General features: G+C 71.1%; 10 protein-coding genes. 6 read left to right on the top strand and 4 right to left on the bottom strand.

The genetic code is table 11. The features are described from left to right. Positions 1 to 133: 133 nt before the first annotated feature. The 3 genes from aspS (at position 134) to ACZ3IJ_RS22450 (ending at position 9206) form a co-directional block, all read left to right on the top strand. On the top strand, positions 134 to 1951 hold the full coding sequence (gene aspS, locus ACZ3IJ_RS22460) for an aspartate--tRNA ligase (protein WP_467470752.1): 1818 nt from the start codon (positions 134 to 136) through the stop codon (positions 1949 to 1951). Positions 1952 to 2232: 281 nt separating this feature from the next. Then, positions 2233 to 8214 carry a P-loop NTPase gene (locus ACZ3IJ_RS22455; RefSeq protein ID WP_467470751.1) on the top strand — a complete coding sequence of 1994 codons (5982 nt, stop codon included), beginning with the start codon at positions 2233 to 2235 and terminating at the stop codon, positions 8212 to 8214. Then, a complete protein-coding gene (locus ACZ3IJ_RS22450) occupies positions 8211 to 9206 on the top strand; it encodes an NUDIX domain-containing protein (RefSeq protein ID WP_467470749.1) in 996 nt (331 codons plus the stop codon). Before ACZ3IJ_RS22455 ends, ACZ3IJ_RS22450 begins: the two co-directional genes overlap by 4 nt. 113 nt (positions 9207 to 9319) lie before the next feature. Here ACZ3IJ_RS22450 and metG read toward each other — a convergent pair whose 3' ends face one another. Beyond that, entirely contained in the window at positions 9320 to 10927 is a 1608-nt protein-coding gene (gene metG, locus ACZ3IJ_RS22445; protein WP_467470748.1) for a methionine--tRNA ligase, read from the bottom strand. 135 nt (positions 10928 to 11062) lie between these two features. On the opposite strand from metG, the gene ACZ3IJ_RS22440 reads away from it, so the two are divergent. Beyond that, a complete protein-coding gene (locus tag ACZ3IJ_RS22440) occupies positions 11063 to 11695 on the top strand; it encodes a response regulator transcription factor (RefSeq protein WP_467470746.1) in 633 nt (210 codons plus the stop codon). Positions 11696 to 11712: 17 nt separating this feature from the next. Continuing rightward, positions 11713 to 13032, top strand: coding sequence for a sensor histidine kinase (locus ACZ3IJ_RS22435; RefSeq protein ID WP_467470745.1), 1320 nt, complete (start codon positions 11713 to 11715; stop codon positions 13030 to 13032). Here ACZ3IJ_RS22435 and ACZ3IJ_RS22430 read toward each other — a convergent pair. Next, positions 12999 to 14906, bottom strand: coding sequence for a VWA domain-containing protein (locus ACZ3IJ_RS22430; RefSeq protein ID WP_467470743.1), 1908 nt, complete (start codon positions 14904 to 14906; stop codon positions 12999 to 13001). The genes ACZ3IJ_RS22435 and ACZ3IJ_RS22430 overlap by 34 nt on opposite strands. 436 nt (positions 14907 to 15342) lie before the next feature. On the opposite strand from ACZ3IJ_RS22430, the gene ACZ3IJ_RS22425 reads away from it, so the two are divergent. After that, complete coding sequence (locus tag ACZ3IJ_RS22425; protein ID WP_467470741.1) at positions 15343 to 17415, top strand: PhoX family protein; 2073 nt, start codon at positions 15343 to 15345, stop codon at positions 17413 to 17415. Between the two features lie 39 nt (positions 17416 to 17454). Here the strand turns inward: ACZ3IJ_RS22425 and ACZ3IJ_RS22420 are convergent, their stop codons facing one another. Both ACZ3IJ_RS22420 and ACZ3IJ_RS22415 read right to left on the bottom strand, forming a co-directional pair. After that, complete coding sequence (locus ACZ3IJ_RS22420) at positions 17455 to 18444, bottom strand: hypothetical protein (protein ID WP_467470739.1); 990 nt, start codon at positions 18442 to 18444, stop codon at positions 17455 to 17457. 84 nt (positions 18445 to 18528) lie between these two features. After that, complete coding sequence (locus ACZ3IJ_RS22415) at positions 18529 to 20001, bottom strand: APC family permease (RefSeq protein WP_467470737.1); 1473 nt, start codon at positions 19999 to 20001, stop codon at positions 18529 to 18531. Positions 20002 to 20115: the final 114 nt, after the last annotated feature.

Raw genomic sequence — 20115 nt, 5'->3', positions numbered from 1 at the left:
GCAGGTCGCCACTGAGCGTATTCGAAATGCGATCTTGGGTCGCCCGGTAGGCTGGGACGGGTCTGCCGTCACGACCCGTCACGACGGCGCACACCCCTGATTCCCGTAGATCCCGAAGACTGGATGAACGACGATGCATCGGTACAGGTCCCACACCTGCGGCGAGCTCCGCGCCTCTGACGTCGGCACCGACGTCCGGCTGAGCGGCTGGCTGCACAATCGGCGCGACCTGGGCGGCATCCTCTTCATCGATCTGCGCGACCACTACGGCATCACGCAGCTCGTCGCCCGGCCCGGCACCGCCGCCGCCGAGGTGCTCGACAAGCTGACGAAGGAGACGGTCGTCCGCGTGGACGGCAAGGTCGTCTCGCGTGGCGCGGAGAACGTCAACCCGGAGCTCGCCACCGGCGAGATCGAGATCGAGGCCGCCACGGTCGAGGTCCTGGGCGCCGCCAAGCAGATCCCGTTCACCATCAACGCCGACGACGGCGTCAACGAGGAGCGGCGCCTGGAGTACCGCTTCCTCGACCTGCGCCGCGAGCGCATGCACCGCAACATCATGCTGCGCTCCGCCGTCATCGCCTCCATCCGCTCCAAGATGGTGGCCCTCGGCTTCAACGAGATGGCGACCCCGATCCTCGCCGCGACCTCCCCCGAGGGCGCCCGTGACTTCGTGGTCCCGTCCCGGCTGAACCCCGGCAAGTTCTACGCGCTGCCGCAGGCGCCGCAGCAGTTCAAGCAGCTGCTGATGATCTCCGGCTTCGACCGCTACTTCCAGATCGCGCCGTGCTTCCGTGACGAGGACGCGCGCGCGGACCGTTCGCCGGGCGAGTTCTACCAGCTCGACGTCGAGATGAGCTTCGTCGAGCAGGAGGACGTCTTCCAGCCGATCGAGAAGCTCATGACCGAGCTCTTCGAGGAGTTCGGCGGCGGACGCCACGTCACGTCCCCGTTCCCGCGGATCCCGTTCCGCGAGTCGATGCTGAAGTACGGCAACGACAAGCCGGACCTGCGGACCGCCCTCGAACTCGTCGACATCTCGGACGTCTTCGAGGCGTCGGAGTTCAAGGCCTTCGCGGGCAAGCACGTGCGTGCCCTGGCCGTCCCGAACACCGGTGACCAGCCCCGTAAGTTCTTCGACTCCCTCGGCGACTTCGCGGTCTCCCTGGGTGCGAAGGGCCTCGCGTGGGTCCGCGTCGGCGAGGGTGGTGCCCTGACCGGCCCGATCGCCAAGTTCCTCACCGAGGAGAACGTCAAGGTCCTCACCGAGCGCCTCGGCCTGGAGCCGGGTCACGCGATCTTCTTCGGCGCGGGCGAGTTCGACGAGGTCTCCAAGATCATGGGACCGGTCCGGGTCGAGGCCGCCAAGCGCGCCGGCCAGTTCGAGGAGAACGTCTTCCGCTTCGCGTGGATCGTCGACTTCCCGATGTACGAGCGGGACGAGGAGACCGGCAAGATCGACTTCTCGCACAACCCGTTCTCCATGCCGCAGGGCGGCCTCGAGGCGCTGGAGACGCAGGACCCGCTGGACGTCCTCGGCTGGCAGTACGACATCGTCTGCAACGGCATCGAGCTGTCCTCGGGCGCGATCCGGAACCACGAGCCCGAGATCATGTTCAAGGCCTTCGAGATCGCGGGTTACTCGAAGGAGACCGTGGAGCACGAGTTCGCGGGCATGCTCCGCGCGTTCGAGTACGGCGCCCCGCCGCACGGCGGCATCGCCCCGGGCGTGGACCGCATCGTGATGCTCCTCGCCGACGAGCCGAACATCCGCGAGACGATCGCCTTCCCGCTGAACGGCAACGCCCAGGACCTCCTGATGGGCGCCCCGACGGAACTCGACGAGGCCCGCCTGAAGGAGCTGAACATCCAGCTCCGCAAGCCGGTCGAGACGAAGACGGTGACGGACCGCCCGGTCACGGACGCGGTCCACCCGGACGCGGCGCGGTAACCACCGGTACGTGGTGAAGGGCCCGGGATCTTCGGATCCCGGGCCCTTCACCGTATCCGGAGGAGATCTCCCGATCGTCTGGGCAGGAGGAAAATGCCGGTGGTAGAACCGATACACGGTGTTCGCTCGGATCTGTCGGGGGAAGCGTGGGCAACGGGAACAAACTGGGGAACGCGGCGCAGCAGGCTGCGGCTGACGAGGCGTTACGACTCTGGCTGCCCAAGGCGACATTCCATTTCATAGAGGTGCCCCAGGGCCGGTCGGGGGCCGGAGTCGTCGGGGTGGACGTCAGCGGAGACGTGGGCGACTTCGAGGCCGGCGTCTACCTCCTGCGGGTCGGACCTGACGACGACCGCCAGATCGAGCCCAACGACCGGGCGGCCCACGACTTGCTGCGAGCCGCCGACAGGGACTTCGCCCGGGACCACATCCCGCGGCTGCTGCACATCCACTCGACGGGTACGGGGACAGACCGGCTCGTGGTCACGCTGCACGAGATCGCGGGGGGCGGACTGCGGCAGTACGTCTCCCCACGCACCCGCACGACCGGGCTGCGGCGTTCGGCGCGGCGCTTGTCCCGGGACCTGCTCTCCGCGTGGTCGGACCCCAGCGACATCCTGATGACGACCCCTCACGGGCTGCTCGCCGACCTCGTGGGGAAGGACCGGGCCGCGGCCTGCCTCGACTCCGCCGAGGTGTTCTTTCCCGGCGGTGGAACGGAGGAACGGGGTGGCTACGCCTTCCTCGACCCGCGCGAGATCCTCGGCGAGGGCCGCACCGGGCTCGTGCCGGTGATGCGTGGCCACTGCCACGGAGACCTGAACACCGGCAACATCCTCGTCCCCGTCGACGAGCGGGCCGACACCGACTCCGGCTACTGGATCATCGACCTCGCCCGGGCGAGGAAGGGGGCGACCGGGTTCGACCTGGCGTACCTGGAGGTCAGCGTTCTCGTCAATCTGATGCCCAAGCTCCGGGGGCCGGTACTCGCGCGGTGTCTGGAGAGCGTCGAGGACGCGGTCGTGCGTTCGGTGCCGGACGACACCGACTGGCTCATGGCCTTTCTCGAGGAGTCCCGCCAGGGCATCCAGGAGTGGATCGAAGCCCAGCAGGGCCGGGTGGATCAGCTCAACTCCCAGTTCCTGCTGATGAGGATGATCGCCGGACTGCTCTGGGCGCGCCGCTTTCCCGCGCAGGACGAGCGGGCACACCTCTGCCTCGCCTACGCGGGCTGGTACGCGCTCCGCTACCGCAGGTCCCTCGGCGACGATCTCGGGCCGGACCGCGAGCCGTCCGAGGGCCCTGCCCTGCCCACACGTGAGGACGCCGAGCAGGAGCTGTGGCAGTCGCTGTGGGAGGCGGCGTCGGGATTCGCCCCTCACGCGGCCCGCTACATCCTGGTCGCCGGACGGATGCCCGACACCGCGTCCGTGGCGGCCCTGGGACGCGTCCCCTGGTCCGTGATCGTCGACCTGGACCCGAGATCGGACGGGGAGGGCCTGTACCACCGAGCCGGACCGGTGCTCGAATCCCAGCGCGCGGTCCATCTGTACACGCGTGATCAGCCTTTGGTGGACTACGCGCGCGGGACGGCCTGGATGCTCGCCGTCGGCTCCGTGCTGCGCAACGAACCGCCCGACGACCTCCGTGCGTGGGGGTACAAACGCCTGGGTGCGATCCGGCAGTTGGCCGCGGGCTTCCGCCAGGCGGTCGGGGACACCCCGGTGTTCGTCGTGGTCGTGGAGGGCGACGGCCGGCAGGGGGCGGGCCTGGAGCGCGACCGGCTTCTGCGGGCGGTCGAGGCCCTGGACGAGATGCTCCAGGGGCACGGGACGTTTCTGCATGTCGGCCAGTCCGCTCTCGCCACGCGGGTGGAGACGACTCTGCTTCCGCTGCCGCTCCCGGCGCTTCTTGACCGGCTGACCGAGACCCTCGGAGCCACCCCGGAGCAGGCGGATTTCACGGTCCCGGCCCTGGGCAAGGGGACGGCGGCGATCTCGCCCGAGACCATGCAGAAGTTGCGGGAACACCTCGTCGTGCTCCATGACGGGATCGAGCTGACGGTCTCTCCCGCCGGTGTCCGTCACAACGACGAGTTCTGGCGCGGTGGACTGATCAGCTGGGCCGATCTGGACCTCGGCCGGGACGTCCCCCGTACGGTCACCGAGTCCTTGGTGACCGCGTTGCGAGAGAGGCTCGATCAGCATCGCACGCGCACCGTGCTGCTGCACCACAAGCCGGGTACGGGAGGCACCACCGTCGCCCTGCGGGCGGCCTGGGACCTGCACCACGAGTACCCGGTCGCCGTGCTGCCGCACGGTGTGACCGTGGACCGTGCCAGGATCCCGGTGATCGCGGACCGGCTCAACCTGTTGCACAGCAGAACACAGGCGCCGGTGCTGCTGGTCGCCGAGTCGAGCGACCTCAGTGAGGCCGACCGCGAGGTGCTGTACCAGGAGCTGGCGAAGCGGAGCGCACGGGTCACCGTGCTCTACGTGCGGCGCGGGGTGGGCGATGCCGCGGCGGGAGCTCTCGCCGTCGACGAACGTCTCAACGCCGCGGAGAGCCGCGACTTCGAGCAGCGTTACAGCGAACTCGTCCTGGAGCCCTCCCGGATCGGCGAGCTGCGGCAGTTGTCGCGCAGGCAGCAGCACGAGCAGTACCGCACGCCCTTCTTCTACGGCCTGGTCACCTTCGAGCGGAAGTTCACCAAACTCTCCGACTACGTGAGCACCCATCTGGAGCGGGTCAAGGGCAGGGCGGCCGAGGTGCTGAAGTACCTGGCACTGGTGACGATCTTCTCCAACACGGGCCTCCAGAGGGAGCTCGTCCATCATCTGATGCGCCATTCCTCGGCCTCGCCGGAGCTCGAACTCGCCGACCTACTGGGTCCCGAGGCGGCGCGTCTGGTGACCGTCCGCTCGGGCAGGGTCCGTCTCCAGCACCAGCTGATCGCCGAGCAGGTCCTGGCGGAACTCCTCAACGACGAGCACTGGCAGTACTACCTCAAGGATCTCTCGATCAGCTTCGTCGAGGCACTCGCCCATTCCACCGACGTCTCGTCCGAGCCGGTGCGGGTGCTGCTGCGTCAGATGTTCGTGGACCGTCAGGGCGGAACGGTCGAGGGGGTGGAGGACCGGGGCTACTTCGCACCGCTCATCGAGCGGCTGGACGTGAACTCGGCGCACGAGGTGCTGCGGTCCCTGACCAAGCACATTCCGAACGAGCCGCACTTCTGGAACCACCTGGGCCGTCACCAGATGTACCGGCTGGACCGGGAGTACGACAAGGCGGAGGAGTACGTCTCCCGCGCGGTCGCCCTCGCCGAGAACGACTTCATCCACCATCACACGCTCGGCCTCACCCGCCGCGGCATCCTCAAGCAGGAGCTCAAGCGCGCCAAACCGCACGGTGTGGCGGCCGTCCTGAAGGTCGTCGAGGAACACTTCGAACAGACGGTGGAGTGTTTCGACACCTCACGCCGCCTCAACCGCGAGAACCTGCACGGCTACATCACGCATGTGCAGACGATCGTGACGGTGGCCCAGACGGTGAAGGCGGCCGCTCGCGTCAGGTCGATCGCGGAGCTCGACGCCGCCGCGGGTGACTGGGTGGCCGACAAGATCGGCGAGGCCAACGCCCTGCTCCACGAGGCGACCCAGGCGTACGGCACCCTCGACGACCAGGACAGCTACATGGTGCGCTGCCGCGCCGACATCCGGCAGCTGTACGGCGATCTGGACGCGGTGATCGAGATGTGGGAGGTCGCGGTCACCGGCCGGCGTTCCAACCCCATGGTGCAGCGCGCGCTGGCCCAGGCGTATTACACCCGCGGCGAGCGTCGCTGGCGCAATCTCAGCCACGCCGAGCTGCGACGGATCGCGGAACTGGCCCGGCACAACCTCTCCCGCTACGACTGCCGGGAGGAGGACTACCGGCTCTGGTTCGAGGCGTACAAGCAGCTGCCCGAGTTCGACATCAACGAGGCGCTCTCGCAGCTCCAGCTGTGGTCCGAGCGCTTCCCGTCGTGGCGCGCCCACTACTACCGCTACTGTCTCCACTTCCACCTGTGGTTCAGCCGCCGCACCAACAAGGTCGAGCCGTTCCGGCACGCCCAGCAGCTCAGCCGGGAGCTGGTGTTCGGCCGTTCCCAGCGGTCGTACCTCTGGCTCGCCAAGGGACCGCAGTGGTACCCGGTGATCGCGGACGGCGACCTCGGCGAGTGGGACCGCAAGAAGGTGTTCTGGAAGAACACAGAGCCCCTGCAGCGGGTCAACGGTCTCATCGACGTCATCCACAGCCCCTGGGTGGGCACCATCAAGCTCGACGGGCCGGTGACGGCGTTCTTCGTGCCCAGCCGTGACGACTTCTCGTCGAACAGCGACGAGAACACCCCGGTCAACTTCTTCCTCGGCATGAGCGCGGACGGCCTGCGGGCGTGGGAGGTACGCGAAGGCCACCTTCCCGACGCGGTGAGCGCCCGGGACGTGATCGGGCCGCTGGAAGACCCGGACGAGACTTCCGACGAGGCGACCGTCCAGGTCTCCACCGAGGTGCTGTCGGCGCGCGCCGCGCAGATCCGGGACGACCAGAAGCTGGCCTTCTGCCTTTCCCTCCTGCGGGCCTGGCAGGAGGTGGACCAGACACCCAGGCTTTCGGGGCTCACTCAGCGGGTCAAGGCGCGGTACCGGTACGACGGCGCCGACATCGAATCCCTCCTGGAGCGCTCGGACCAGGTGCACTACATCGGTGGTGGCGACGACCCGGAGATCCGCCTGGTCGATACGAACGGCAGACGGACCGCCGTGTCACGTGCCGAGCCCTCCGCGGTGAAACGCACGACCGTCGATCAGGGGCGCAAGGTCCTGGGGCGCGCGATCCAGGTGTACGAGTCCAAGCGCAGCGTCCTGGTGACGTACGCCGGCGGTCAGTTGGCGAACCTCCAGTTCGAGGACGTCGTAGAACCGCCGGAGGAGGTCCCCCGGCGCGGGCAGCTGCTCTGGATCGCGAGGGAGCTCGACCAGCGGGGCGGCTGCATCGCCCGGGAGGCGGAGCTCCTGCCGCTGACGGCCACCGTCGTCGGCGACGAACTGGTCCCGGAGAGCGGGCTGCGCGCACGGGTCGAGAGCGACCTTCGGGACGAGATGGAGAGGCTGCACGTGGGGGGCGCGCCCCGGGTCGACGAGCAGACGATCACCGAATGGCTCGAGGACCGCTTCAAAGGGTGCCTGCCACTGGCCGAGCGGCTCGGTCTGGCGGACCTGTCAGGGCTGTGGAGTGGGCTGGACTGGCTCCGTCGAGACGGGGCGGGGAAGGCGCCCACGCTGTCGCTGTCGACGACAGCGGTGTTCGGCCGGGTGAGCCTGCCTGGCCAGGCGACGGGGGCCCCGGCCAGACGGTCGGGAACGCCGCTCCCCCGGTTCGACCAGGCCCTGGCGGCGGCGGTCGACGGCCTGCGGGATCAGGACGGCACGGATCCGACGTTCGGCGCGGTCATGAAGGCCCTGCGGTCCGCGCTCGGCCAGGACTTCAGCACGGTCGTCGGGCGGTCCGGCGGGAAGTCACTGCGCATGCGGATCCTCAAAGAGCCGGGCTGGGAGCTGACGGGCAAGCCGCCGCAGCCCGACCGGGTGCGGCGCAAGGGCGGTCTCATCGGAGAGGTCGTGAGTGGGATCGAGGCCGGGGGCAAGGAACCGACGCTCGCCGTACTCGGTCTCACCCTGCGCGAGAGGCTGGGATCCGACTACGGCAGCGTCGTGGGGGCCTCGCTCAAGCGCTGGGTCCAGGCTCAGCCCGGCTGGGAGGTGGCGGCGGAGCGCCCCGGCCACGAGGTCGTGGGGCGGGTGGGGGCGGCCTCCCGCGCCTCCGCGCCTGCACCGGCTCCCCTCGCGTCCCCGCTCGCTTCCTCTCCGGACGAACCTGGGAGCGTCGGTGGTGAACCTGACATCGCCGCGGACATCGAGGAGACCGTCGAGGCGCTCGTGGCGCAGGGCAGGGAAGCGGCCCTGACCACCATCGGCAACCGGCTGAGGACGCGCTGGGGCTCCGAGGCCTACCAGCGGATCACTGCCGGACGACGGCTGCCCCAGCTCGCCGCTCAGCACGGCTGGGAGGTCGTCGAGGTCCGCCGGGACGTGCTGTGCCTGCGCCGACCGGTGCAGCCCCAGGGCGGTGATCCGGTGCCGTCCCAGGGCAGTGCCCCGGTGCCGTCCCCGGCTGATGAACCCGTGCCGCAACCGAGCGACGAAGGAGACAAGCGGTGACCGAGGTGTCGCGCACGACCACCGCCGCGCTGTTGGACTGCCTCGCCGCTCAGCAGGGCTTCGGCCCCGTGACGGGCCCGGAGCTCGGCCGGCGTGCCGGACTGGCCACCGAGGACGCCGCGGCCGTGGTGCCCGCCGTCGTCGCGCTGCTGGGTGTGTTCGGCGTGCTGCGGCACGACGCGGAGCCCGACGGCACACCCACCGTGGCGGTGATCAGCCCACAGGCGGCCTACTTCCTGAGAAGCACGGCCGCCTATCTGCGGGCCGGGCACGCGATCCTGGACAACTGGGAGCGCACGGGGGCCGAAGCGGGTCCGTACACCGAGGGTCAGGTTCTCGCCGGCCCTCAGTTCCTCTATCTCGCCGAGAGCCGTCGTCTCGCCCTGGACGCCGATGCCGTGCCGTTGAGGCAGGTGGAGGTGGTCCAGGTCGTGGTCAAGGCCCGGCACCGGGGGCGGGGAGGACGGGCGCAGTACCTCCTCCAGTACGACGAGAGGGCCCGTCAGTACCAGCTGCCCGGCGGCCACGTCCGCTCCTCGGACACCGATCGGCGTGCTGCGGCGATCCGGGAACTCGAGGAAGAACTGGCCGGCTACCAGCATCGGCCCGACCGCGACGTGCTCACCGAGCTGGGCACTGTCGAGGCGGTCCAGCCCTCCCGCACGGTCGGCGCCGTGAGCGGGTACCGTGTCACGTTCTTCCAGCTGAGGACGGACGCGGATCGGCTCCAGGTGGGCCCCGGAGCCCACTGGGCAGCCGAGGACCGGTTGCTCGACCCCGAGTTCCGTGTCGGGCGGGCGACCCTCAACGTCACTGCGCTGTCCGACCTCGACACCGCTCTCCCCGGCGGATTGACGGGCCTGCCCCTCAGCCTTCCGGAACCTCTCCGCCGCGGCTTCAGGGAGGTGGTCCGGGACCGTCCCTGGGAGGCTGCCGGCTTGGCGGTGGGAGTGATCGGCCTGGCCGTGTCCCTCATCCCGTTGTTCCTCTGAACCACGCCGAGGCGAGGAGAACGCCGAGGACGGAAGCACGAAGGACACGCGGAGGACGGAAGCACGAAGGAGGGGCCCGCGCGGGCGGGCCCCTCCTTCGTCGTCATCGGGCCTCAGTCCTTCTTCGGCTCCTCCAGGCGCGGGAAGAGCACCGCGCCCTTCGTCACCGTCGTGCCCGCCGGGAGTCGGCCCCAGTCGCCGGCCGACTGGACCGGCTGGGCGGCCAGGGCGCCCAGGGACGCCTCCGCGCCCAGGGAGTCCCAGAGCTTCTGGGAGGTCTCCGGCATGATCGCGTTCAGCAGGACCGCCACACCGCGCAGCGACTCGGCCGCCGTGTACAGGATCGTCGCCAGGCGGGCGCGGCCCGCCTCCGACTCGTCCTTGGCGACCTTCCACGGCTCCTGCTCCGTGATGTAGCCGTTGACCTGCTTCACGAAGTCGAAGATCGCCAGGATGCCGCCCTGGAAGTCCAGCTCCTCGCCGATCTTCTGGTCGGCCGTCGCGACCGCCTTCGACAGGCCCTCGTGGATCGCCTTCTCCGCGTCGCCGTCGGCCGTGGCGGCCGGCAGGGCGCCGTCGAAGTACTTGCCGACCATGGCCGCCACGCGCGAGGCGAGGTTGCCGTAGTCGTTCGCCAGCTCGCTCGTGTAGCGGGCGGTGAAGTCCTCCCAGGAGAACGAGCCGTCCTGGCCGAACGCGATCGCCCGCAGGAAGTACCAGCGGTACGCGTCCACGCCGAAGTGCGAGGTCAGGTCCTGCGGCTTGATGCCGGTCAGGTTCGACTTCGACATCTTCTCGCCGCCGACCATCAGCCAGCCGTTCGCCGCCACCCGGCCCGGGACCGGCAGGCCCTGCGCCATCAGCATCGCCGGCCAGATGATCGCGTGGAAGCGGAGGATGTCCTTGCCGATGAGGTGGACGTTCGCCGGGAAGGTCTCGTCGAACTTCTCCGGGTTCTCGTTGTAGCCGACCGCCGTCGCGTAGTTCAGGAGCGCGTCGATCCACACGTAGATCACGTGCTTGTCGTCCCACGGGACCGGGACGCCCCAGTCGAACGTCGAGCGCGAGATCGACAGGTCCTCAAGCCCCTGCTTGACGAAGTTCACGACCTCGTTGCGCGCGGACTCCGGCTGGACGAAGCCCGGGTTCGACTCGTAGAACTCGATCAGCTTCGGGCCGTACTCGCTCAGCTTGAAGAAGTAGTTCTCCTCCTTGAGGATCTCCACCGGCTTCTTGTGGACGGCGCACAGCTTCGTGCCGTCCTCCGCCTCGATGAGATCGCCGGGGAGCTTGTACTCCTCACAGCCCACGCAGTACGGGCCTTCGTACCCGCCCTTGTAGATCTCGCCCTTGTCGTACAGGTCCTGCACGAACTCCTGGACGCGGTCCGTGTGACGCTTCTCCGTCGTCCGGATGAAGTCGTCGTTCGCGATGTTCAGGTGCTCCCAGAGGGGCTTCCAGGCCTCCTCGACGAGCTTGTCGCACCAGGCCTGGGGCGTGACGTTGTTCGCCTCGGCCGTGCGCATGATCTTCTGACCGTGCTCGTCCGTGCCGGTGAGGTACCACACCTTCTCGCCGCGCTGACGGTGCCAGCGCGTGAGCACGTCGCCTGCGACGGTCGTGTAGGCGTGGCCCAGGTGAGGAGCGTCGTTGACGTAGTAGATGGGGGTCGAGACGTAGTACGCCTTCGCCCCCTGCTTCTCGGATCCAGTGGCCGCCATGGTCGAAATCCTAACGGGCAGTTCAAGATCCACTCACATCGATAACCGAGGGGTGGGACGGGGCGGGAGCGTGGAGACGTCCGCGAAACGTTGGGCGGCTTAGAAAGAGCCGTGACCGGCAGCGAGGAAGAGATCATGCGCGTACTAGTCGCCGAGGACGAGGAGGTCCTCGCGGAGCTTCTCGCCACCGGCCTGCGGCGGGCGGGCTTCGCCGTCGACACCGTCTACAGCGGTGATGCCGCCCTCGCCTACCTGGGCCTGCACGACTACGACGTCGTCGTCCTCGACCGCGACCTGCCCCGCGTCCACGGCGACGACGTGGCCCGCGCGCTCGTCGCCCGGACCGCCCGGACCCGGATCCTCATGCTGACCGCCTCGGCCACGACCGAGGACCGGGTGGAAGGGCTCGATCTGGGCGCCGACGACTACCTGGGCAAGCCCTTCGAGTTCCCCGAGCTGGTGTCACGGGTGCGTGCGCTGCGGCGCCGCAGCGCACGGCCCGTACCGCCGCTCCTCGACCGTGCGGGGGTGGTCATGGACACCGTACGGCGGACGGTGACGCGGGACGGCCGGGCGCTCGACCTGTCGCCGAAGGAGTTCGCCGTGCTGCAGATCCTGCTGGAGGTGGACGGCGCGACCGTCTCCGCCGAGGAGCTCCTGGAGCGGGCCTGGGACGTGCACACCGACCCCTTCACGGGCGCGGTACGGGTCTGCATGAGCAAGCTGCGCGCGAAGCTCGGTGAGCCGGGGCTGATCCGCACGGTTTAGGGCGTGGGGTACGCGCTGTGAGCGCCGGTCTGCTGGGCGCCGGCTCGACGATCCGGACCCGGATCGCGCTCGTGTACGGAGGCGTCTTCGTCGTCCTCGGCGGATGCCTGCTGACGATCGTCAACCTGCTCTCCCGGGCCGGTACGGAGGGCGAGGCGGACGCCATCGCGGCGCGGGTACGGGTGGTGGCGCCGTTCGAGACGGTCACCGCGTACCGGCTGAGCGACGACGTCAGCCGGGCAGCCGGCGAGCAGATGCTCATGTGGTCCTGCCTGGCCCTCGCCGTCATGGCCTTCTGCGCGGTCGCGGTGGGCTGGTGGACGGCGGGACGGGTCCTGCGGCCGGTCCACGAGATGATCGCGCGGGCGCGGGCGCTCTCGGAGCGGAACCTGCGCGTGGGGGTCGCCCCGGCCGGGGTCTGGGGGCGGATCGCCGCGAGCGGGCCCGACGACGAGCTGAAGGAGCTCGGCGACACGATCGACGCGCTGCTGGGACGGCTCGAGGCCGCGTTCGACAGCCAGCGGCGGTTCATCGCGAACGCCTCGCACGAGCTGCGGACCCCGCTGGCCACGCAGCGTGCCGCGATCCAGATCGGGCTCGACGACGGCAACGAGGTCAAACAGGTCCTGCTGGACAGCAACCGGCGCAGTGAGCGGCTCATCGAGGGGCTGCTGGTGCTCGCGAGGAGCGAGCGCGGTCTCGAGGAGCGGGAGGACGTGCCGCTGGGGGAGGTGGTCGCGGAGGAGTGCGAGGCGTTCGGGGTGGAGTGCCGTGGCGACGGGGACGGGGGTGGCCGTCCCGGCGGGGGTGGCCGTCCCGTCGGGGGTGGCCGTCCCGGCGTGGACGGGGGTCGCCGTGCCGGCGGGGACGGGGCTCGCCGTGCCGGTGAGGGGGCCGTCGTGCTGGGGAGCCGGGTGCTGCTCGGGCAGCTCGTACGGAACCTCGTCGCGAACGCCGTCGCCTACAACGTGCCCGGGGGGTCCGTGGACGTGCGTGTGGACGGTGGCGTGGTGACCGTCGAGAACACGGGGCCGGTCGTGGCGCCCGACGAGGTCGCCGGGCTCTTCGAGCCGTTCCGGCGGGGGGCGGGGCGTGACCGGATGGGGCCGGGGGCCGGGCTCGGTCTGTCGATCGTCCGGTCGATCGCGGCGGCCCACGGCGGGACCGTGGGCGCGGTGGCCCGGGGGGAGCGGGAGGGGGGCGGCCTGGTGGTGACGGTGACGTTGCCGGTCACCGTCACCACCGGCGGACGCGCCGGGAGTCCCGGGCGCGCCGGGAGTCCCGGGCGCGCCGGGAGTCCAGGTCAGGCCTCCCAGGTGGAGAGCAGCCCGCGGTAGAAGTCGGCGTGGGCGGTCTCGGCCGGGGTCGGGCCGGCGAGGTAGTGGCCGGTACGGGGCGCGGTGAGCTTCCGGACGAAGTCGAACGCCTTGTTGTCCTCCTCGCCCCACGCGACGAACTGCCAGTGGATCGGGCGCCCGGCGGCCTCGGCGAGCGCCTGGGTGGCGGCCGTCTTGGACTCGGGAGCGCCGTCCGTCTGGAAGACGACGAAGGCGGGGCGGGTGGGGTCGGTCTTCTCGTGGTGCGCGAGGACCTCTTCGACGGCGCGGTGGTAGTTGGTGCGGCCGAGACGGCCGAGACCCGCGTTGATCTCGTCGATGCGGCCCTCGATGCCGGCGGGGCGGAGTTCGGCGGTGCCGTCGATGTCCGTGGAGAAGAACACGGCGGTGACGGCGGCGTCCTCGGTGAGGTGCGCGGCGAGGGCGACGGTCTGCTCGGCGATGCGCTGGACGGAGCCGTCCTTGAAGTACCCGCGCATCGAGCCGGAGCGGTCGACGACGAGGTACACGGCGACCGGCCCCGCCCCGACGAGCCCACGCTCCGCGAGGGCGCCCGCGGCGGCGTCGTACGCCTCGACGAGCTGCGGCGCGTCGGAGGTGAGGACGGTGCGTCCGGGGGTGGCGGGCGCCTCGGCCGCGACCGGCTCGGCGGCCGGGGCGGCCTCCGGCTCGGCGACGGCTTCGGCCTCCGCCTCGGCGGCGACCGGCTCGTCCACGACGGCTTCGTCGGCCGGGGTGGCCTCGGGCTCGTCCACGAGGGCTTCGTCGGCCGGGGTGGCCTCGGGCTCGTCGGTGGTGGCGTCGGCGGCCACCGGCTCGGCGTCGGCCGGGGTGGCCGCGGGCTCGGCCTCGACCGCCTCGGCGGCGGGAGCTTCGGCCTCGGCGGCTTCCGGCCCGGACTCGGGCTCCGTGGCGGCGGGCTCCTGCGCAGCCTCGGCCTGCGGCTCCGCCGCGACCTCGGCGACGACCGGCTCCTCCGCGACGGTGTCCGGCTCCGCGGTGACGGGCGCCTGGGCGGCCTCGGCCTCCGCCGGAGCCTCCACCGTCTCGGCGGCAGTCTCGGCCCGCCGCTCCGCCGCGACCTGCTCGGGCGTCTCGGCGACATCCGTGGCAGGCGTTTCGGTGACGGGCTCGTCCTGCGCCGCCTCAGCCTTCGCCTCGGCGGCGACCGGCTCGGCGGCGACCGGTTCGTCCGCGACGGGCTCGTCCGCGACGGGCTCGTTCGCGACCGCCTCGTCCGCGACCGGTTCCTCCGCGACGGGCTCGTCCCGCGAGGTCTCGGCCTCCGCCACGACCTCCTCCGCCGGAGCGTCCACCGTCCGGGCGGCCTCGGCCTGCGGCTCGTCCGCCGTCTCGGCGGCGCCGGCCTCCGGCTCCGACACGTCCGTCGCCCCGGTCTGCGGCTCCGCCGCGACCTTCTCGGCAGCCTCCGCCGTGGCGGGCTCCTCGGGAACGGCCACGGCTTCCGAGGGCTCCTCGGCCGTCGGGACGGCCTCCGTGGTCGCCTCGGCGGCGGCCTCCGCCTCCGCGGGCTCCTCGGTGACCTCGGCGGCCTGGACCGCCTCCGCAGGCTTCTCCGCCGTCTCGACCGCCTCCGGCGTGGCCTGCTTGGGCACGTCCGCCACCGGCGGCTCTTCCTCGGCGGCCGGCTTCTCGGCCGTCCGCGCCGCCGGCACCTTCGGGTTGTCGAAGGCCGCCGCCACCAGGTCGGCCGCCGCGTGCTGGGCCTCGTCCCGGGTCGGGGACGGCGTCGGCGCGGCGTCCTCCTGGCGGGACGGCGACGCCTGGGGCGGGACGGAGGTCGCCGGGGTATCGGCCTGCCCTTCCGCACGATCGCGTCCGAACACCTTGCGCAGCAAGCTCCGAATGCCCATGGGCGAGGCCTTTCGCATGAGTTGGGTGCGGTGTATGTCCGTACTGGGAGGAATCATCCCTGGCCAGGGCGGACACGTAAGGTTAGCGGCCCCTGGTGTGTCGCCCCCGGCGCCCCAACCGGACCCGGAATCACTGCACCCGTACGCCCCGCGGAGCACGGGTTTCGCGCCCCCCGACCGTCCCAAGCGGACCGGCGACCGGGGTCCTCGGGCGGCCCCGAACGGCCCTGCGGATCCCTGCCGCCGGCCCCGCCCCGAGCGGCCCCTCCTCCCTCCCAACCGCCCCCGAACCAGCCCCCGTTTCCGCTCATTCATTCGGTGTTCACTTGCGCGCCGCCCCCGTGCAGATGTGTGCACATAACGTCACCGCCGGACGGAATCCCGACACCATGTCGGGACCAAGGGGCGGCGCAGAAACGCGCCGGAGGAGGACCAAGTGCGCAAACTGCTGCCGCTGCTGAGCACCAACCCGCACGGAGGCGGCCGTTCCGCCCTCACCTGCCGGTTCCGTTGTGGTGACGCCTGCTTCCACGAGGTGCCCAACACCAGCGACAACGAGTACGTCGGCGACGTCATAGCCGGCGCCCTCTCCCGTCGTTCCATGGTGCGCGCCGCCGCCGTCGTGACCGTCGCCGCCGCGGCCGGCAGCGCCGTGGTGGGCCCGGGTGGCTCCACCCCCGCCGTCGCCGCCGCCAACTCCGACGCCGCCACGGCCGCCGCCAAGGGCCGCCCCGTCGCCGACGGCACGCGTGGTCTCCGCTTCACGCCCGTCGCGCCCAACACCGCCGACAAGGTCACCGTGCCCGTCGGGTACGAGCAGAACGTCGTCATCCGCTGGGGTGAGCCGATCCTCCGCGGCGCCCCGGCCTTCGACGCCGACAAGCAGACCGCCGCCGCGCAGGCCGGCCAGTTCGGCTACAACAACGACTTCCTGAGCCTCCTCCCCCTCCCCGGGGAGCGGGACCGGCAGGTGCTCGTCGCGAACCACGAGTACACCGACGAGATCCTGATGTTCAAGGGCTACGACGCCGCCAACCCGACCCGCGAGCAGGTCGAGGTCGCCTGGGCCGCCCACGGCTTCTCCGTCGTCGTCGTCCAGGAGGAGAAGCGTTCCGGCAAGCTCACGCCGGTCACGCGCCACCCGCTCAACCGTCGTCTCCACACCACCAGCGAGTTCGAGCTGACCGGCCCCGCCGCCGGCTCCGCGCTCCTGAAGACCTCCGCCGACCCGACCGGCCGCAAGGTCCTCGGGACGCTGAACAACTGCGCCGGCGGCACCACTCCCTGGGGCACCACGCTGCACGGCGAGGAGAACTTCAACCAGTACTTCGCCAACGGCTCCAGCGCCACCGACAAGCGGTACGGCATCGGCTCCGCCGCCTCCGAGCGCAAGTGGGAGCGGTTCGACAAGCGCTTCGACCTCGCGCAGGAGCCCAACGAGGTCCACCGCCAGGGCTGGGTCGTCGAGCTCGACCCGTACGACCCCGAGTCCACCCCGAAGAAGCGCACCGCGCTCGGCCGCTTCAAGCACGAGGCCGCGCAGCCCCGCCTCACCGCGGACGGCCGCCCGGTCGTCTACATGGGCGACGACGAGCGCTTCGACTACTTCTACAAGTTCGTCTCGTCGAAGCGGATGATGAAGGGCGGCTCCCGCGCCGCGCACGCGCACAACCTCACGCTCCTCGACGAGGGCACGCTCTACGTCGCCAAGCTGACCGGCGACAGCCCGGCCGCCCAGATCGACGGCACCGGCAAGCTCCCGAACGACGGTGAGTTCGACGGCTCCGGCGTCTGGATCCCGCTGGCCACCGGCAACGTCTCGCACGTCGAGGGCATGACCGCCGAGGAGGTGTACGTCTTCACCCGCCTCGCCGGTGACAAGGTGGGCGCCACCAAGATGGACCGCCCCGAGGACGTCGAGCCGTCCCCGCGCTCCGGCCGCGTCTACGTCGCGCTCACCAACAACACCGACCGCGGCAAGGCCGGCAAGGCCCCCGCGGACGAGGCCAACCCGCGCAACCTCAACAAGCACGGTCAGATCCTGGAACTCGCCGAGCACTGGGACGACCCGGCCTCCGACGGCTTCGCCTGGCGCCTCTTCCTCGTCGCGGGCGACCCGAACGACCCGGCCACGTACTTCGCGGGCTTCCCCAAGGACAAGGTCTCCCCGATCTCCTGCCCGGACAACGTCGCCTTCGACCCGCACGGCAACCTGTGGATCTCCACCGACGGTGCCCAGCTCGGCTCGCACGACGGCCTGTTCGGAGTCGCCACGCAGGGCGAGCGGCGCGGTGAGATCAAGCAGTTCCTGACCGTCCCCAAGGGCGCCGAGACCTGCGGTCCGATCATCCAGGACCGTCGCGTCATCGTCGCGGTCCAGCACCCGGGCGAGCTCGACGGCGCCTCCGTCGAGAACCCGAAGTCGGAGTGGCCCGACGGACCCGGCAAGATCGTCCGCCCCTCGGTCGTCTCCGTCTGGCGCAAGGACGGCCGCGACATCGGCGTCTGAGCCCCCTGAAACGTGGTGTGAGGGGCGTGGCACCGCCCCTCACGCCACTCCCAGACCCTCCCTGAACCGCACGAACTGCTCCTCCGGTTCGCCCGTGTACGCCCACGGCACCCAGGCCGCCCGCGCTCCCAGCATTCCGAGTACCTCGCGCGCCACTTCCACCTGGCCCGCGTAGCAGGCCGCGTGGGCCAGGTAGTTGAGGTCCGGCACCTCCTCGGGCGCAACCGGGCCGCCCGGCTCGCGGCCGCCGATCCAGCGCTCGTACGTACGGCGCAGCTCGTCCACCGCGAGCTCGTGCTTCCAGTGCTGGTCGAAGCCGCGCACCGGCCCCCGGCCGAGCGCCCCGTCCGCGATGTAGCGGTACTCCTCCACCCGCGCCACCTGCACCAGGACCGGCAGCGGCGACCCGGGCCGCGCCACGCCCGCCGCGTCCCGCGCGAAGTCGTACATCGCTCCGTGCGTGCCGTGCCAGCGAGCCGACAGGTAGCGCATCACCTGGGCGTGGCCCTCGGTGTTGTACGGGTCGCGGCGCCGCAGCTCGTCGAACCACTGCCGCAGCTCGCGGCGCGGCACCCCGCCCTCGTACAGCCGGGCCACCGAGAGCAGCGAGACCCACGGCATCGGGTCCGCGGGCGCCGCCTCCGTCGCCCGCAGACAGGCGTCGACGGTGGCGTCGACCCGCCCGCGGTCCACGACCGTGCCCCGGCCGGCCGCGATCGCCGTGTCGAAGACCCGTACGACCTCGGTGGCCGCCCGCAGCACCGCCCCGTCCGGGTTGTCCGGCTCGGCCGCCCGCCACGCCTCGACCGACGAACTGCCCGCGGCGGCGTGCGCGAGGAGCCGTACCCGGTGCGTCCGGCGCGCCCAGTCCTCACCGGTGTCCCGCAGCAGGTCCCGTACGCCCTGCCAGCGGCCGATGACGATGTCGTGCCGCGCCTCGGTGAGCGCGCGGTCGCCGAAGTCCGGGTCGAAGACCGGGGTGAAGCGCGCCGCACGGGCCGAGCGCGCCGATCGGCGGAGAGCGGCCATCCAGATCCTCCCTCGGAAGCCAGTAGCCCTGGAACCAGAAGCTGTCGAGCCAGTTGCCGTCGAGCGGCCTGTCGCGGCCCGGCGTCAGAAGTCCGTCGCCAGCGACTCGTCCGTCCTGCGCGCCCGCGCCGTGCTCGGCGCGAACGGGCCCGCGGCCGCCAGCGCGCGCGCCGCGTCGAGCCGTGCCGGGCGGTAGTAGGCGCTGCCCGCGCGCCAGTACACGAGCATAGGGACCACGCCCACGAGCAGCCCGCCCAGGCCGATCACCCGTGATGTCGTGGACAGTTCGCCGAGCGACTCGACGAACGCCCACAGCATGAACGCCGACCCGAACAGCGGCCAGACGCCCCCGACGAGGAAGTTCCGTACGGAGCTCAGCAGCATCCCCCGGTAGGCCACCACGGCGGCGATCCCGGCGAGGCCGTAGTAGAACGCGATCAGCAGACCGATCGCGGACACCGCGTCGCTGAGGATCCGCCCCATCGAACCGGCGGCCGCCGCCGCGGCGAACATCAGCAGCGCGGCGCCGCCGACGGTGGCGATCGCCACCCACGGGGTGTTCCAGCGCCGGTGCACGGTTCCGAGGGCGGCCGGCATCGTGCGGTCGCGGCCCATCGCGAAGAGCGAGCGGGTCACCTGGATGAGCGTGGTCTCCAGGGTGGCGACCGTGGACAGCAGCACCGCCACGACCAGCAGCTTTCCGCCGACGCCCGGCCAGATCTCCTGGCCGAGGACAGCCAGGACGTTCGCGCCCGCCGACTCGATCTGCCCCGACGTCAGCAGCACGTTGACCGCGACGGTGAACGCCTCGAAGACCAGGAAGACGACGCCCACGCCGACCAGCGCGGCGAGCCCGGCCGTGCGGCGGCTGTCGCGGGTCTCCTCGCTGAGGTTGCTGGTGACGTCCCAGCCCCAGTAGTAGAACGCGGCGATCAGCGCGCCCGAGGCGAAGCCGGCCGGGCCGTCGAAGTGCCCGAAGCCGAACCAGGACCAGTCGAACGCGGTCGCGTGTCCGCGGTGCAGCAGCGCGGCCAGGACGAAGGCGACGAGAACGAGCATCTCGACGCCCGACATGATCAGTTGGGCCCGGACGGTGAGCCTGGCGCCGCCCAGGACCACGAGCAGCATCATCAGGAACCAGCCGGCGCCGACGGCCGCCGCGAGCGGGGTGTTGTCGGCGAGGCCGGGGTCGACGAGGGAGAGCGTGAGCGCGCCGGCGGGGAGTGATCCGGCGACCATGAAGACCGTCGCGGAGACGACGAGGGCCCAGCCGGAGAGGAAGCCGAGGAAGGGGTGGAGGGTGCGGCCCACCCAGGAGTAGCCGGCGCCCGCGTTGACGTCGATCCGGCCGAGGCGCGCATAGGCGAGGACGATGCCGAGCATGGGTATCGCGCAGTAGAGCAGCGCCGCGGGACCCGCCAGGCCGACCGCGCCGAAGAGCACGGCCGTGGTCGCGGCCAGCGAGTAGGCGGGCGCGCTGCCCGCGACGGCCATGACGATGGTGTCGAACGTCCCGAGAACGTTGGGCTGCAGCCCTCTGCCGGTGGTCGTGCGCATGGCGGATGTCCTTGGGGGGCACGGGAGCGGTGCAGGACGAAGTGACCGTGCCGCCGAGTCAGTTGTTCGCCGGACCGCGCACGGATCAAGGTGAATCGAGCGCATCGTAGTCGC

The sequence above is a fragment of the Streptomyces sp. NPDC013317 genome (assembly GCF_055563155.1).
Note: the sequence above shows the minus strand (reverse complement) of the source record. Positions and strands in the feature narration are given on the sequence as shown.

Excerpts from the sequence above, each read along its gene's own strand:
- ACZ3IJ_RS22415 (WP_467470737.1), bottom strand. The coding sequence starts at position 20,001 with ATGCGCACGACCACCGGCAGAGGGCTGCAGCCCAACGTTCTCGGGACG.
- metG (WP_467470748.1), bottom strand. The coding sequence starts at position 10,927 with ATGGCGGCCACTGGATCCGAGAAGCAGGGGGCGAAGGCGTACTACGTC.
- ACZ3IJ_RS22420 (WP_467470739.1), bottom strand. The coding sequence starts at position 18,444 with ATGGCCGCTCTCCGCCGATCGGCGCGCTCGGCCCGTGCGGCGCGCTTC.
- ACZ3IJ_RS22430 (WP_467470743.1), bottom strand. The coding sequence starts at position 14,906 with ATGGGCATTCGGAGCTTGCTGCGCAAGGTGTTCGGACGCGATCGTGCG.
- aspS (WP_467470752.1), top strand. The coding sequence starts at position 134 with ATGCATCGGTACAGGTCCCACACCTGCGGCGAGCTCCGCGCCTCTGAC.
- ACZ3IJ_RS22440 (WP_467470746.1), top strand. The coding sequence starts at position 11,063 with ATGCGCGTACTAGTCGCCGAGGACGAGGAGGTCCTCGCGGAGCTTCTC.